The organism is Faunimonas pinastri, from assembly GCF_900110915.1.
GTDB classification, from domain to species: domain Bacteria; phylum Pseudomonadota; class Alphaproteobacteria; order Rhizobiales; family Afifellaceae; genus Faunimonas; species Faunimonas pinastri.
The window spans coordinates 90,106-105,174 of record NZ_FOFG01000013.1; the positions used below are offsets into that span (position 1 = coordinate 90,106).

General features: G+C 65.8%; 14 protein-coding genes. 9 read left to right on the plus strand and 5 right to left on the minus strand.

All coding sequences use genetic code 11. The features are described 5' to 3' along the window. The first annotated feature begins 51 nt into the window (after positions 1 to 51). From BMY25_RS20865 to BMY25_RS15910, 3 genes are all read left to right on the plus strand, one after another. On the plus strand, positions 52 to 327 hold the full coding sequence (locus tag BMY25_RS20865; protein ID WP_177176893.1) for a CsbD family protein: 276 nt from the start codon (positions 52 to 54) through the stop codon (positions 325 to 327). A gap of 176 nt (positions 328 to 503) precedes the next feature. After that, positions 504 to 1,001 carry a YciE/YciF ferroxidase family protein gene (locus BMY25_RS15905; protein WP_092498331.1) on the plus strand — a complete coding sequence of 166 codons (498 nt, stop codon included), beginning with the start codon at positions 504 to 506 and terminating at the stop codon, positions 999 to 1,001. Between the two features lie 179 nt (positions 1,002 to 1,180). Next, complete coding sequence (locus BMY25_RS15910) at positions 1,181 to 2,641, plus strand: glycoside hydrolase 5 family protein (protein ID WP_238858382.1); 1,461 nt, start codon at positions 1,181 to 1,183, stop codon at positions 2,639 to 2,641. A 26-nt stretch (positions 2,642 to 2,667) separates the two neighbouring features. On the opposite strand, the gene galE is transcribed toward BMY25_RS15910, so the two are convergent. Together galE and BMY25_RS15920 are read right to left on the minus strand one after the other, a co-directional pair. Next, the gene (gene galE, locus BMY25_RS15915; protein ID WP_092498409.1) at positions 2,668 to 3,669 is read right to left on the minus strand and encodes a UDP-glucose 4-epimerase GalE; all 1,002 of its coding nucleotides are present in this window, start codon (positions 3,667 to 3,669) and stop codon (positions 2,668 to 2,670) included. A gap of 68 nt (positions 3,670 to 3,737) precedes the next feature. After that, positions 3,738 to 4,577, minus strand: a complete 840-nt coding sequence (locus tag BMY25_RS15920; protein WP_092498335.1) for a transglutaminase-like domain-containing protein — start codon at positions 4,575 to 4,577, stop codon at positions 3,738 to 3,740. Positions 4,578 to 4,738: 161 nt separating this feature from the next. Between BMY25_RS15920 and BMY25_RS15925 the strand changes: the two genes are divergently transcribed. Genes BMY25_RS15925 through BMY25_RS15935 form a run of 3 tightly spaced genes read left to right on the plus strand, consistent with a single transcriptional unit; the run spans position 4,739 to position 9,827 of the window. Next, entirely contained in the window at positions 4,739 to 5,347 is a 609-nt protein-coding gene (locus BMY25_RS15925) for a TetR/AcrR family transcriptional regulator (RefSeq protein WP_092498337.1), read from the plus strand. Continuing rightward, positions 5,338 to 6,702: an efflux RND transporter periplasmic adaptor subunit gene (locus tag BMY25_RS15930; RefSeq protein ID WP_092498339.1), complete on the plus strand. Its 1,365-nt coding sequence runs from the start codon at positions 5,338 to 5,340 to the stop codon at positions 6,700 to 6,702. The genes BMY25_RS15925 and BMY25_RS15930 overlap by 10 nt, the downstream gene beginning before the upstream one ends. Next, the gene (locus tag BMY25_RS15935) at positions 6,699 to 9,827 is read left to right on the plus strand and encodes an efflux RND transporter permease subunit (RefSeq protein WP_092498341.1); all 3,129 of its coding nucleotides are present in this window, start codon (positions 6,699 to 6,701) and stop codon (positions 9,825 to 9,827) included. Before BMY25_RS15930 ends, BMY25_RS15935 begins: the two co-directional genes overlap by 4 nt. Before the next feature lie 42 nt (positions 9,828 to 9,869). On the opposite strand, the gene BMY25_RS15940 is transcribed toward BMY25_RS15935, so the two are convergent. The 3 genes from BMY25_RS15940 to BMY25_RS15950 form a co-directional block, all read right to left on the minus strand. Continuing rightward, positions 9,870 to 10,667: a phosphodiesterase gene (locus tag BMY25_RS15940; RefSeq protein WP_092498343.1), complete on the minus strand. Its 798-nt coding sequence runs from the start codon at positions 10,665 to 10,667 to the stop codon at positions 9,870 to 9,872. Between the two features lie 87 nt (positions 10,668 to 10,754). Further along, positions 10,755 to 11,552, minus strand: a complete 798-nt coding sequence (locus BMY25_RS15945; protein ID WP_092498345.1) for a creatininase family protein — start codon at positions 11,550 to 11,552, stop codon at positions 10,755 to 10,757. Positions 11,553 to 11,604: 52 nt separating this feature from the next. Continuing rightward, positions 11,605 to 12,000: a RidA family protein gene (locus BMY25_RS15950; protein ID WP_092498347.1), complete on the minus strand. Its 396-nt coding sequence runs from the start codon at positions 11,998 to 12,000 to the stop codon at positions 11,605 to 11,607. A gap of 240 nt (positions 12,001 to 12,240) precedes the next feature. On the opposite strand from BMY25_RS15950, the gene BMY25_RS15955 reads away from it, so the two are divergent. The 3 genes from BMY25_RS15955 to BMY25_RS15965 are packed head-to-tail and all read left to right on the plus strand — an operon-like array spanning position 12,241 to position 15,068. After that, positions 12,241 to 13,266, plus strand: a complete 1,026-nt coding sequence (locus tag BMY25_RS15955) for an ABC transporter substrate-binding protein (protein WP_092498411.1) — start codon at positions 12,241 to 12,243, stop codon at positions 13,264 to 13,266. Between the two features lie 57 nt (positions 13,267 to 13,323). Then, the gene (locus tag BMY25_RS15960; RefSeq protein ID WP_238858383.1) at positions 13,324 to 14,190 is read left to right on the plus strand and encodes an ABC transporter ATP-binding protein; all 867 of its coding nucleotides are present in this window, start codon (positions 13,324 to 13,326) and stop codon (positions 14,188 to 14,190) included. Beyond that, positions 14,187 to 15,068: an ABC transporter permease gene (locus BMY25_RS15965; protein ID WP_092498349.1), complete on the plus strand. Its 882-nt coding sequence runs from the start codon at positions 14,187 to 14,189 to the stop codon at positions 15,066 to 15,068. Before BMY25_RS15960 ends, BMY25_RS15965 begins: the two co-directional genes overlap by 4 nt. Position 15,069: the final 1 nt, after the last annotated feature.

Genomic DNA, 15,069 nt, shown 5'->3' on the forward strand with positions numbered 1-15,069 from the left:
CTTCGTCGTTTCTCTGGCAACGGCATATCGCCCGGACCAAGGAGAGAGATCATGGTGGACATCAATCGCGTTCAGGGCACCGCTCGCGAAGCAGTCGGCAGCATCCAGGAAGGTGTCGGCAGCTTCATCGGCGACTCCAAGACGCAGATCCAGGGCAAGGTGAAGCAGTTCGCCGGCCAGGCGCAGGACGCCTACGGCCAGGCCGCAGACGGCGCACGCGCGGTAGCCGGCACGATCTCCAGCAATGTCGAGCGTCAGCCGATCCCGGCGATCCTGATCGCGGCGGTCGCCGGCTATCTCATCGGCATGATTTCCGCCCGCCGCTGATCCTTCAGACGGACGGTAAAATCGAGGGGGGCTCCGTCTTTCGGCGGGGCCCTTTTACGCGTTCCGGGGCCCGATGGATAACAGCGCTGGCGCATCCTGAAAACTTGGCCGAAGCCGCCGGAACTTTAGGGAAGCCTCCCTGTTGAGTCGGCACAATCGCCACAGGGGAGACAATCATGGCTCACGAGAAAGATCTGAACGACCTTTTCCTTGATATGCTCAAGGACGTCTACCACGCCGAGAAGCAGATCCTTCGCGGTCTAAGCAAAATGTCCAAGTCGACCAAGACTGCCGAAGTCAAGGAAGCCTTCGAAAAGCATCGCGACGAGACCGAAGGCCATATCGAGCGCCTCGAAAAGGTGTTCGAGATCATCGGCAAGCCCTCCCGCGCCAAGCCGTGCGAAGCGATGCAGGGCCTGATGGAAGAAGCCAAGGAAGTGATGGACGAGTTCAAGGGCGCCCCCGCTCTCGACGCCGGCCTCGTCGCGACCGCGCAGGCCGTCGAGCACTACGAGATCGCCCGCTATGGCACGCTGAAGACCTGGGCCGGTCAGCTCGGCTACAAGGACGCCGTAAAGCTTCTCGAGGAGACGCTGGCGGAAGAGAAGAAGACCGACGAGCTCCTGACGCAGCTGGCGGAGAGCAGCGTCAACCAGGAAGCCGAAGCGGCCTGATCGAACGTCTTCCGCAGCTTATTCCAAACGGCGGCTTCGGCCGCCGTTTTCTTTTGCGTGTCCCGCCGCACGAGGGGGGTCACCGCGCCCATCCAGAATTTTGTCCGGCCACGGAACCCTTTCCCTATCCTGAGTAGTTCTTCCTCTCCAAACTGGGCGGAAGAATTTCGGACACCCTGATGAAACGCGATCCCGAGGCCGCCTCTCCAAGCTTCGTCACGGTCTCACCACCGCCCCTCCCGATGCCCTGGATCAGGGTTGCGGACGGGGCTCCCTATTTCCTCACCGAGGACGGCAGGCCCTGGGCACCGATCGGCCAGAACGACGCGATCAGCTGGACGGAATTCGCCGGGCTCTTCCGCCGCCGCGATCTCGATTCCGTCGAGCGGCATCTGGAGAACCTGCGCCGGCAGGGCGTCACCTGCCTGCGTCTGATGATGGAATACGCGCAGGTGCGCCACCGCTATATCGAGCGGCCGGTCGGCACCTTCGTGCCCGCCATGGTGCGGCTTTGGGACGACCTTTTCGCGCTCTGCGAGAAGCACGGCCTCCGTATCCTGCTGACGCCCTTCGACACCTTCTGGATGTGGCTGCATTGGCGCTGGCATCCCTATAATCGAGCCAATGGCGGCCCGCTCGGGCATCCATCCGCCGCCCTCACCTGTCCGCAGACGCGGGAGGCGATCAAGGGACGCCTCACCTTCGCTGTCGAGCGCTGGGGCGGCAGCGGCGCGCTTTTCGCCTGGGATCTCTGGAACGAGATCCACCCGGCCCACGGCGGCGATAGCGCCGAACCCTTCCCCGACTTCATTACCGACCTCTCCCACCATGTGCGCACGCTGGAGCTGCGCCTCTACGGCCGGTCGCATCCCCAGACGGTGTCGCTATTCGGCCCGGAGCTGATCTGGCGCGCCCACATGGAGATGGAAGAGCCGATCTTCCGCCATCCAGACCTCGATTTCGCGACCATCCACATCTACGAGAAAGGCACGATCGATCACCCCGCCGACACGGTCGCGCCGGCCGAGGCGATGGGGCGCATCGTCCGCTCATCGCTCGCCGAGATCCGCGACGCCCGGCCCTTTTTCGACAGCGAGCACGGGCCGATCCACACGTTCAAGGATCACAAGCGGACACTGCCGGAGCCGTTCGACGACGAATATTTCAGGCACCTGCAATGGGCGCACCTGGCGTCCGGCGGGGCCGGCGGCGGCATGCGGTGGCCGAACCGCCATCCGCATATCCTGACCGCCGGCATGCGACGGGCGCAGGGCGCGATGGCCGCTTTCCTGCCGCTGATCGACTGGTCGCGCTTTCGCCGCGTCAACCTCAACGCGGAGATCGGTACAAGCGCCGATGCGGTTCTGGCCTTTGGCTGCGGCGACCGGGAACAGGCCGTGCTCTGGCTCGTCCGGCGCGACACGATCCGACGCGACGGAACGCTGGCCCCCGACGCGCCGCCCCATGAACTCACGGTGACGGTCCCGGGTCTCGACGCCGGTCGCTACCGCGTCACGGCGTGGGACACGAAAGCTGGCGGGGAAACCGAAATCTTCGAGGCGGAAGCGGCAGACGGAATGCTCCGGCTCGAAGGCCTGCGCCTCTCCACCGACCTCGCGCTGGCGATCCGCCCGCTCTGACCGGGCGGGGTGCGATCGGCGGGCGGTTACCCGACGGCCCGCGTCTTTTCCCGCGCGTTGAAGCTGTCTTCCCAGGCCAGAGCATGGCCGACGATGACGTCGAGATCGGCATGGCGCGGTTCCCAACCGAGGACGGCGCGGATCTTCTCCGAACGCGTGATGAGGTTGGCGGGATCGCCCGCGCGGCGAGGCGCGTGATCGACCCGGAAATCGACGCCCGCGACGCGCTTCACCGCCGCCACCACGTCCAGCACGGAATAGCCCTGGCCGTAGCCGCAGTTGAGCACCTGGCTTTCGCCGCCGCGCTCCAGATGCGCCAGCGCCAGCACATGCGCATCGGCAAGGTCGCTGACATGGATGTAGTCGCGCAGGCAGGTGCCGTCCGGCGTGGGATAGTCGGTGCCGTAGATCTCCAGATGCGTCCGCTCGCCCCGCACCGCCTGCAGCGCGACCTTGATCAGATGCGTGGCGCGCGGCGAGGTCTGGCCGGTGCGGCCAAGCGGATCGGCGCCCGCGACGTTGAAGTAGCGCAACGCCACGAAGCGGAAATCGTGCGCGAACGCCGTGTCGCTCAGCATCATCTCCGTCATCAGCTTGGAGGAGCCGTAGGGCGAGATCGGTCCCGGCCGGGTCGTCTCGTCCACCGGGCTGGCTTCCGGTTCGCCGTAGACGGCCGCCGTGGAGGAGAAGATGAAGTGCTTCACGCCGCCGGCCACCGCCGCCGCGATCAGCGAGCGGGACTTCACGGTGTTGTTCAGGTAGTAAAAGAGGGGATCGGCGACGGAGTCCGGCACGACGATGGAGCCCGCGAAATGGAGTATCGCGTCGATGCCCTGCTCGCGGATCAGTTTCCCGACCAGCGCCTCGTCGCCCACGTCGCCTTCCACCAGGGTCGCGCCGCGCGGCACCAGATCGCGCGAGCCGGTGCTGAGATCGTCGAGAACCACGACCTGCCGTCCCGCCTCGATCAGCGCCAGCACGGCATGGCTGCCGATATAGCCAGCTCCCCCGGTTACCAGAACAGTCATGCGCGTGCCTCCGATTTGGTCATGGTTCATAGGCTGCTGCACACGTTTTAACAAAGGTTTCCATCCGACTAAATCGCGGACGTACTGATCGCCTCGGTCGTGCGGATGAGCGGCACATCGAGAGCACCGACCGGCTTGATCCAGACATTCATTCCGTCCATCTCCGCCGCGCCGTAGATCGTGGCGAACGACACCTCCGCCGCGTCCCGCCCTGCCCCGATGCGGACGAGCCCGTCGAGATGCGCCTGCCGCGTCGCGTCGAAAAGCCACCAGCGGCCATCGAGATAAGCCTCGAACACCGCGTGGAAGTCGCTCGGCTGCAGACCGTGCGCGTAGCAGCTGACGAACCGGGCCGGGATATTGAGCGCGCGGCAGAAGGCGATGCCGAGATGCGCGAAGTCGCGGCAGACGCCGGCCCGGCCGATCAGCGTGTCCGTCGCGGATGTGGAGCTGCCGCTGGTTCCGGGCTGATAGGCGACGTTGTCGTAGATCCAGTTGCAGATCGCGGTGACGCGCTGGTGCCCGGCAAAGAGGTGGCCGAACTCACGCGCCGCGAAGGCGCCGAGCAGATCGGACGGGCAATAGCGGCTGGGCAGCAGGAAGGGGAGCAGGTCGAGCGGCACGTCGGCGACCGCAGTCTCGGCGATATCCGCCGGATGCCTGCGAAAGACGTGGAGATCCACCCCGGCTTCGTAGCGGACGACGAGCCGGCCGGCCGGCGCGACGAAGCTGAAATAGCGGTTCTCCAGGCCCGGCACGGTGAAGGCGTTGAGGGGGATCTCGGGCGTGATGCTCAGCCCGTCGGAAATGTCGCGATGCGCCTGAGTGCGCGCGATCTCCAGGCTGAAGATAAAGAGCGTCGGGCTGCCGACCCGGTAGCTGAGTTCACAGCCCGCATTGAACCTCATCGTGTTTTCCTCTCGGCGATTCCAGCGCCTCGCGCGCAGTGTCGCGCCATGAACATGTCACGTGCAAGTGATCAACGACGGCTGGCAGCGTTCGCATTTCGGCCCGAAATTGAACTCATGGGTTCAATTGCCCCGATGCGGGGCGTTTACCGGGGATCGGGATGGAAGGAATCGCTCAGGTCGCGCGGCGCAAGCGGCTGGTCGAAGCGGCGGCCAGCCTGTTTGCCGCCGCCCCCTATGCCGACGTGCAGGTGGACGAGATCGCGCGTGCCGCACGCATGGCGAAGCCGACGGTCTATCGCTACTTCCACACCAAGGAAGAACTTTTCTTCGCCGCTCTGGAGCAGGATCTCGAACGTCTTGCCGAGCAGATCCGCACGATCCGCAGCGACGGCCGGACCGCTTCCAACGCGCTGGCCTGCGCCATCCGCGCCATGATCCCCGCGGTCGGCGGCTTCAAGGCGGCGGTTTCGGCCGTCGAGGCAGCTTCCGGCGGGGTCCAGAACCGTGGGCCGCGCCTGCTTACCAAGCGCCTGCGCGCGCTCCGGGGCGAGATTGCCGAAATGATCGAGGACGGCATCGCCACCGGCGAATTTCGGCCCGTCAATTCGGCGATCGTCGCCATGGCCATTCTCGGCAGCGTCCGCATGTCGGTCAACAATGCACCGGAGGACGATGTGACCGAGACGGTCGCCGACCTCCTCCTGAACGGCCTCAGCCAGACTTCGGGCTCCCAGCCCCACAACCATGGACAGCTCGAATGCGAGTGAAACTCCTTCTGGCGGCCGGCTGCTGCCTCGCTATCGCGGGCGGCGGTGCCTATGCCCTTTACCGCGATGGCGGGATGACGACGCCGGCCAGCGCCCAGCAGAGCGCGGATGGGGGCAGGAGCCCGGGCAATTCCGACAAGGGGGCCGAGAACGGAGCCCACAAGGGGGCCGACAAGTCCGGCGGCAATGGCGGGCGCGGCGATCATGCCACCGCCGTGGTGACCGCCATCGCCGAAACGAGGCAGCTGCCGCTTTCCCGGCATTCCGTCGGCTGGATCGAGGCGATCGCCAGCGTCGACGTCAAGCCGCAGATCACCGGCACGGTGACGGAGGTTTCCGCCAAGGACGGCCAGATGGTGAAGGTCGGCGATCCGCTGCTGAAGCTGGACGACCGCACCCTGCAGGCGACCGTCGCCAAGGATCAGGCGGCCATCGCCAAGGACCAGGCGACGCTGGCGCAGAACCAGGCGGATCTCCAGCGCGCGCAGACGCTGCTTGCCCGCAATGCCGGCTCGCAGCAGGCGGCGGACCAGGCATCGGCGACGGCCAAGGCCACCGCAGCGACGGTGGAAGCGGACAAGGCGACGCTGCAGGCCGACCGGATCCAGCTCGGCTACACCACGATCGAAGCGGCGATCTCCGGCCGCATCGGCGTGGTGAATACCAGCCTCGGCAATTACGTGACCTCCGGCACGTCGCTGATGACGATCACCCAGATGAAGCCGCTGCGCGTCGCCTTCGCCCTGCCGGAGCGCGACCTCGAAGCGTTGCGGAACCTCATCCCCCACCCGATCGGGAACAACGTGTCCATCACCGTGCACGGCGAAAAGGATCCCCGCACCACGGGAACGCTGGACTTCGTCGACAGCAGCGTAGACCGCGACACCGGCACGATCACCGCCAAGGCGGACATCGCCAACGAGCACGACGAGCTCTGGCCCGGCCAGTATGTCGACGTGAACGTCACCATCGGCCAGCAGCCGGCCATGCCGGTCGTGCCGCAGCAGGCCGTGCAGGAAAGCCCCGACGGCAGCTTCGTCTTTCGCGTCAAGGAAGACGGCACCGTGGAGCGCGCCAAGGTGACGGTAGCCACCATGCAGGGCGGCCAGGCGGCCATAGCGTCCGGGCTTTCGGCCGGCGACCATGTGGTTGTGGAGGGGCAGCTTCGCCTGACCGAGGGCGCCCATGTGCGCGAAACCGTGCAGAGCGCGTCGGGCGCGGCCCCGGGCCAATCCCCGGCCCAATCCCCTGGCCAATCCTCTGGCCAATCCTCTGGCCAGTCATCCGGCCAGTCATCCGGCCAGTCGAAACCGCAGGTCGTCGGCTCGGCCGGCAATGACGGAGGCGCCCGATGAGCCTGTCCGAACCGTTTATCCGCCGTCCCGTCGCGACGCTGCTCCTGGCCGTCGCGATCGCCGCGGCCGGCTATTTCGGCTACCGCTCGCTCCCTGTCGCGGCTTTGCCGGAGGTGAGCTTCCCGACCGTTACCGTCTCGGCCAACCTGTCCGGCGCCTCGCCGGACACGATGGCGACATCGGTCGCCACGCCGCTGATCAAGCAGTTCTCGCAGATTCCGTCGATCGACCAGATCAGCTCGTCCAGCACGCAGGGCGCGACGCAGATCACCATCCAGTTCAACCTGAACCGCGACATCGATCAAGCGGCAGCCGACGTGCAGGCGGCGATCACGCGCACGCAGCGCCAGTTGCCGACGGAGATGACGACCCCGCCGAGCTACCGCAAGGTGAACCCGGCCGACGCGCCCGTGCTGCTGCTTGCCCTGCAAAGCACGACGACGCCGCTGCCGAAGCTCGACGCCTTTGCCCAGCAGGTGATTTCCCCGGCCCTCTCGACGGTCGCCGGCGTCGGACAGGTGCAGATCTACGGCAGCCAGAAGTTCGCCGTTCGCATCGAGCTCGACCCGAACGCGCTGACGGCGCGCGGCATCGGCATCGACCAGGTGCAGTCGGCGGTGGCCAGCGCCAATTCCAACACCGCCGTCGGCACGATCAACAGCACCACGCAGAGCCTGACGATCGAGGCCAACACGCAGATGACGGACGCGGCGGAGTTCTCCAAGCTGGTGATCTCCTCCAAGGGCGGCCGCGTCGTGCGCCTCGGCGACGTCGCGCGGGTTATCGATTCCACCGAGAACCTGCAGCGCTCCAGCACCTATGACGGCCGGCCCGATATCCTGCTGGCCGTGCAGCGCCAGCCGGGCGCCAATACGGTGGACGTGGTGGACGCGGTCAAGAACATGCTGCCCCGCTTCACCGATGAGGCGGGACCGGGCACCACGATCAGCGTGCTGAACGACCAGTCCACCTCGATCAAGCAGGCGGTGCGCGACGTCGGCGAGACCCTGCTCCTGACGATCGGCCTCGTCGTGCTGGTCATCCTGATGTTTCTGCGCAAGCTTACCGCGACGGCGATCCCGGCGGTGGCCGTGCCGCTTTCCATCGTCGGCACCTGCGCGGTGATGTACCTGTTCGGCTACAGCATCGACAACATCTCGCTGCTGGGCCTCACCCTGTCCGTCGGCCTTGTCGTCGACGACGCCATCGTGATGCTGGAGAACATCTTCCGGCATATCGAAGAGGGCATGCCGCCATTCCGGGCCGCTCTGGAGGGTAGCCGCGAGATCGGCTTCACCATCATCTCCATCACGGTGTCGCTGATCGCGGTGTTCCTGCCGGTGCTGCTGATGGGCGGAGTCGTCGGCCGGATCTTCAACGAATTCGCGATGGTGGTCAGCATCTCCATCGTGCTTTCCGCGCTGATCTCGCTGACGCTGACGCCCATGCTGGCGGCGCGCCTCCCCGCCAGCGTCGCCACGCACGACCCGAACCGCCGCCCCGGCATTCTGGAGCGCGGCTTCATCGCCGTGGACCGCACCTATGCGTGGCTGCTGGACCTGGCGCTCCGCTTCCGCCCCGTCGTGCTGCTGATCTTCTTCGGCACCGTCGTCCTCACGGGCTATCTTTTCGTGACCATCCCGAAAGGCTTCTTCCCGCAGGAGGATATCGGGCAGCTGATGATCTCCACGCAGGCGCGCGAGGACATTTCCTTCGACCAGATGGAGAAGCTGCAGAACCAGGTGGCGGATGTGCTGAAGGGCCGCCCGTATGTCGCGCACTTCGCCTCCATGGTGGGCGCCACCGGTTCCTCCGGCAGCCTCAACTCCGGCCGCTTCTTCGTGCAGCTGAAGCCCAAGGACGAGCGCGCGCCGCTGGACGACCTGATGTCGGACCTGCGCCAGCATCTCAATGCCGTGGCCGGTATCCGCAGCTTCGCCGTTCCCTCGCAGAGCCTGCGGCTCGGCGGGCGGCAGTCCTCCAGCCAGTACCAGTTCGTCGTCCAGGGCCTGACCTCGGCGGAGCTCTACGAATGGTCGAACCGGCTGACGGAGCGGATGGAAAACGACCGCGCCTTCACCGACGTGGCGACCGACCTGCAGAACAGCGCCCTGCAGGCCTCCATCGACGTGGACCAGGACAAGGCGAACGCGCTCGGCATCAGCGCCGATCAGCTCCGCACGACCCTCTACAGCGCCTTCGGCGTGCAGCAGGCCTCGACCATCTACGAGACCGGCGACAATTACGAAGTGATCGTCGAGTTCGACCCGGACATTCCGTGGAACGTGAACAGGCTGGACGAGGTGCATGTCCGTTCCACGGCGACCGGCAAGCTCGTGCCGCTATCCGCCTTCGCGACCGTGAAGCAGACGGCCGGCCTGCTCTCGGTGAACCAGCTCGGCCAGCTTCCCGCGGTGACGATCTCGTTCAACCTGCCCGCCGGCGTCTCGCTCGGCGAGGCGGTGAGCCGCATCGACCAGATCAAGGGGGAGATGAACGTTCCGAGCACGATCAGCACGACCTTCTCCGGCAACGCGCAGATCTTCCAGCAATCGCTGAACAACCAGGGCGTTTTGCTTCTGGCGGCGGTGCTGACGATCTACATCATCCTCGGCATTCTCTACGAGAGCTTCATCCACCCGCTGACCATCCTGACGGGCCTGCCCGCGGCCGCGGCTGGCGCGCTGATCGCGCTGCGGCTCTTCGGGATGGATCTCAGCGTGATCGCGATCATCGGCATCCTGATGCTGATCGGCATCGTGAAGAAGAACGCGATCATGATGATCGACTTCGCGCTGCAGCGGCAGCGGGCGGGCGAGGAGCCCTTCACCGCGATCCGCGACGCCTGCCTGATCCGCTTCCGGCCGATCATGATGACGACGCTGGCGGCCCTCATGGGCACGCTGCCGATCGCCCTCGGCCACGGCGCCAGCTCGGAGCTCCGCCAGCCGCTCGGCATCGCCGTGGTGGGCGGCCTGATCGTCTCGCAGCTCCTGACGCTGTTCATCACGCCGGTGATCTACCTCTACATGGAGGCGATCTCAGGCTTCGTGAAGCGGCTGGTGGGACTGCGCTCCCGCCGCCCGGAAGAAACGGCCGCCGGAGTGCCGCAGCCGGCGGAATGACGGAGCCGGGCCCGGGATCGAGCTTGCACGAGGCCGGTCGCCTCAAAAGAACGGCAAGGGGCCCGGAAAGTCGCCGATCGGCACGAAATGGGTGACGAGGCCCCGGCCCGGCTTCCAATGGTGCAGCAGCAAGGCAGGCGGCTCGACGAAGGACGCCGGTTCGGCATCCTCCGCGAGGCGCAACGCGATGGCGGTCGTCGTGCTCGGCGCCGTGACCAGCATCGTTCCCCCGAACCGGAGCTGGATGAAGCGGTGGATGTGCCCGCAAACCACCCGCTCGACGTTGGAGTAACGCGCGAGCAGCGCGGCCAGCCTGTCGCCTCCACGGCAATTGTACCGGTCAATGAAGGAGATGCCGCTCTCGAAAGGCGGCTGGTGCATCATCAGGATCGTCGGACGATCCGGCTCGTCCTGCAGGGCGTCCGCGAGCCATCGGCAGGTTGCGTCATCGACGGCGCCATGGTGCTCGCCGGGAACCGTCACATCCAGCCCCACGATCCGCACGGCCCCGTGCCCCCCGGCCGCGAAATGCATCGGGCCAGCCGACGGCAGGTCCATGCGATCCGCCATGCAGGCGCGAAAACCGCCGGGTTCATCATGATTGCCGGGGATCGCGAGAAGGGGCTGCCGGATGCGCGCGAAGGCCTCGCGCGCGGTCGCATACTCCGCCGCTGTCCCCTCATCCACGAGATCGCCCGAAATCAGCACGAGATCCGGGGCGGGATCGAGGGCGTTCAGGCAATCGATCGCCGTCTCGAACATCGCGTTGGAATCGACGAGGCCCTGATAGAGCAGGCCGGGCGGACGCAGGTGCGGATCGGAGAGGTGGGCAATCAGCATCTGCGTCTCCGACGTTCCGGGATCGCTCCCGCCAAAAAGCCCGGACTGATCGGTCCGGGCTTTTTGCGTTCTAAATCCGGAAGGCGATCAGGCCCGGGCGAGGCGCATCAGATCGAAGGCCGCGACATCGCGGCAAAGATCGATAAACGCGTCGGCCTGGTATTCCGCCGTCGCCCTGCCCTTTTCCGCCGTGCCGTTCGCGGCATTGCCGAGCGCGCCGTTCGGATTGAGATCCTGCGCCATCCAGCCGAACGGCACGTTGCCGTGAGCGCGCAGGTGCTTGAATTCCTCGATGAACTCCAGCTGCGCGGAGCGGAAGTCCTCGGCCTTCTCCATGCGGACGAGATCGGGCCGGAAATGCAGCATCAGCGACGTTTCCACGTCGCCGCCATGGATACCGTAGGTGAACTCCTCTTCCGGGAAGAGACCCTGCGGCTGGCCGAAACTGCTCCAGGCGGTGTTCACCACCAGCATGCCGAGCTTGACGCGGAGTTCGCGCGCGACGACTGCCAGGATCGGCACGTTGCCGCCATGGGAGTTGATCAGCACCAGCTTGCGCACGCCCGCGCGCTCGACGCTCTCGCCGATCTCCAGGAGGACGCGGGTCAGCGTCTCCCAGCTGAGGGTCAGCGTACCGGGCGACGCGATGTGCTCGTTCGACTTGCCGACGGATTGCGTGGGCAGGAACGTCGCCGGCACATCCTCCGGGATCCGCTCCAGCACGGTCTTGACCAGGCCCTCCCCGATGCAGGTATCGGTATAGACTGGCAGATGCGGCCCGTGCTGCTCGATGGCGCAGACCGGCAGGACGGCGATCCATTCGGCCGTCCGGCTGTTGCGGAAATCCAGCGTCGTCATCTCGTGCCAGAAGCGCTTGCGAAGCATGGCCGTCCAGTTCCCGATTCTTAAACGTTGTTCTTGGATTAGCCGAACTCGATCAGCCTTGCGCGGGCAAAGATGCGGCGACGACTTCGATCTCGACCAGAAACTCCGGCCGGGTGAAGCCGGAGACGATCATCAGCGTGGAAGCGGGCGGCGGGTCGGCGGTGAAGCGGTCGCGGACCTCCATGTAGCCCTTCATGTGCTCGCGCGCCGTGACATAGGCATTGATGCGCACGATGTCGGCGAAGCCCATCCCGGCCCCGGCGAGAATGATTCCGATCGCCTTGAAGCAGAGCTCCGCCTGCCCTTCCACATCGTCCGGGATCGTCTCGTCCGCCGCGATGCCGAGCTGGCCGGAGCAGAAGACCATGCGGCTCCCCGCCTCCACCTCCATGGCGTGGCTGTAGCGGGCGAAAGGCGGACGGATGCCGGCGGGCGTGATCGGGCGCATGGAGACTCCAGGAAGCGCCGGGACGTTAGGGGCTGCGGCGGTCCGGTGACAAGGGACGGGCGTGCTCAATCTTTGATCATGCGGGCGATTCTATAGGCAGCATGTTCCCCATCGTATCGCATAATAAAGCAGCAGGCTGGCCGGATCCCCGCCTCTCTCCGATGCTGTCTGGCATGGGGGTTGCAGATGAAGGGCGAGGCGAACGCGGCGCTGTGGCGCCTGCAGGCGAAGGGGAAGCGAATGAAGGCATTGAAGTATCTGCGCAGCCTTGCGCTGGGCGCAGCAGGTTTCGCCCTGGCGGCTTCCGCCCTGACCGGCGAGGCGCTGGCGCTCGACAAGGTTTCCTTCGGCACCAACTGGCTGGCCGAGGCGGAACATGGCGGCTTCTACCAGGCCGTCGCTGACGGCACCTACAAGAAGTACGGCCTCGACGTCACCATCGTGCAGGGCGGGCCGCAGGCGGCCAACCAGGCCCTGCTGATGGCCGACAAGATCCAGTTCTACATGCAGGGCAACCTGATCGGCGACTTCTCCGCCGTGGAGCAGGGCGTGCCGGTCATGGAAGTGGCGGCGGTTTTCCAGAAGGACCCGCAGGGCTTTCTCGCCCATCCCGATGCCGGCGCCACCTCGCTGGGCGACCTGTCCAAGGCGCCCGTCATCTACATGGGCAAGGAGGTCTATGCGAACGCCTTCCAGTGGATCAAGGCGAACTTCAAGGGCTTCAAGGACGAGCAGTACCGTCCCTACACGTTCAGTCCCGCGCCGTTCCTGGCCAACAAGGATTCCGCGCAGCAGGCCTACGTCACCTCCGAGCCCTACGAGATCGAGAAGCAGGCGGGCTGGAAGCCCAAAGTCTTCCTCTTCGCCGATGCCGGCTTCTCGACCTATTCCGAGATGATCGAGGCCAAGGTCGACTACGTCGCCAAGAACCCCGACATCGTGCAGCGCTTCGTCGATGCGACGACGGTCGGCTGGTACAATTACCTCTACGGTGACAACAAGGCTGCCAACGACCTGATCAAGAAAGACAATCCCGACATGACGGATGGCCAGATCGCCTATTCCATCAAGGCGATGAAGGATTCCGGCCTGCTGGAGTCGGGCGATGCGCTCACCAAGGGCATCGGCTGCATGACCGACGCGCGCGTCAAGGATTTCTACGGCAAGATGGTCAAGGCCGGCGTCGTGAAGGCCGACCTGGACGTCTCCAAGATCTACACCACCCGGTTCGTCTGCAAGGGCGTCGGGATGGACATCAAGAAGTAAGGCGACCGGCGGCGGCCCAGCAAGGGCCGCCGCATTCCCGCAAGGCACGATCGGTTGATGATGACAACACGACAGGCTGAAGCTCACCTTCCCACGGCGGCCTCCCCCTTGGCCGGCAACGCCCATTCGCACGGCGGCCAGACGGCCAGGTCGCTGGTGGCGCTCCGCTCCGTTTCAAAGACCTTCTCCAACGGCACGGTCGCGCTGAAGAACATGTCGCTGGACATCCGGGAGGGCGAGTTCGTCAGCCTGCTCGGCCCCTCCGGCTGCGGCAAGTCCACGGCGCTGCGCATCATCGCCGGCCTGGGCGAACCCACGTCGGGCGCCATCGACTGGCCGAAGGCCAATTATGACGCGGCTGGACGGGCGGAGCCGGAAGTCGGCTTCGTCTTCCAGGAGCCGACGCTGATGCCGTGGGCGACCGTCTTCGACAATGTCTGGCTGCCCTTCCGCCTGCGCGGCATGTCGAGATCGGCGGCCCGCGAGCGCGTGATGGATGCACTCGCCATGGTCGGGCTGGAAAAATTCGGCAACGCCTATCCGCGCGAGTTGTCCGGCGGCATGAAGATGCGTGTCTCCATCGCCCGCGCGCTGGTGACCCGCCCCAAGATCCTGCTGATGGACGAGCCCTTCGCCGCGCTGGACGAGATCACCCGCTTCAAGCTGAACAACGATCTCCTGAGGCTTTGGGAAAACTTCGGCTGGACGGTCGTCTTCGTCACCCATTCGGTGATCGAGTCCGTCTACATGTCGAGCCGCATCGTCGTCATGGCGGCGCGCCCCGGTCGCGTCATCGACGACATCGCCATCGATGCGCCTTTCCCGCGAAGCGACGAATTCCGCACCTCCCCGCTCTACAACGATTATTCCCGAACGGTCTCGCAGGCGCTGCACTCCGCCATGGGGGCGAACGACCACCTATGACCCTGATCCAGGCCCAGGACCCCGCGTCCACCCCGGAAGATCCCGAAACGGTGGCAGCCAACGAGGACGTGCTCGCGACGCCGTCGTCGCGCCGGCCCGAGCGCTGGCTGCGCTTCGTCATCCCCGTCGTCATGCTGCTGCTCCTGCTGGGCGTCTGGCAGGTCTACGTGACGATGGCCAACGTGCCGCAATACATCCTGCCGAGCCCGCTCCGCATCGCGCAGGCGCTCGGTACCGACTGGGGCATCCTTGGCTCCGCCTTGCTGGTCACGCTGAAGATCACGCTCTCGGCGCTGATCCTGGCGCTGATCGGCGGCGTGGTACTAGCCGTCCTCATGGCGCAGTCGCGCTGGATCGAGCTGGCGCTCTATCCCTATGCCGTGATCCTGCAGGTGACGCCCGTGGTGGCCATCGCGCCGCTGATCCTGATCTATGCGCCGAGCACGCAGGTGGCCCTGCTCTTCTGCGCCTGGATCGTCGCCTTCTTCCCCGTGCTTTCCAACACGACGCAGGGACTGAAGAGCACGGACCACAACCTGCTGAATCTTTTCGAGATGTATCGGGCGAGCCGCTGGCAGACGCTGCGTTACCTCCAGATGCCGAATGCCCTACCCTATTTCCTGGCGGGCCTGCGGATCGCCGGCGGGCTGGCGTTGATCGCGGCGGTCGTGGCCGAGTTCGCGGCGGGTTCGGCGGGCGCCGGATCGGGCCTCGCCTTCCGCCTGCTGGAAGCGCAGTTCCGCCTCAACATCCCCCGCCTCTTCGCCGCGCTCTTCCTCTTGTCGATGACGGGCGTCGTCATTTTTCTCGGCACGAGCCTGATTTCTCACCTTCTTCTTCGGAAGTGGCACGAGAGTTCGATCCGAAGGGAAAACTGAC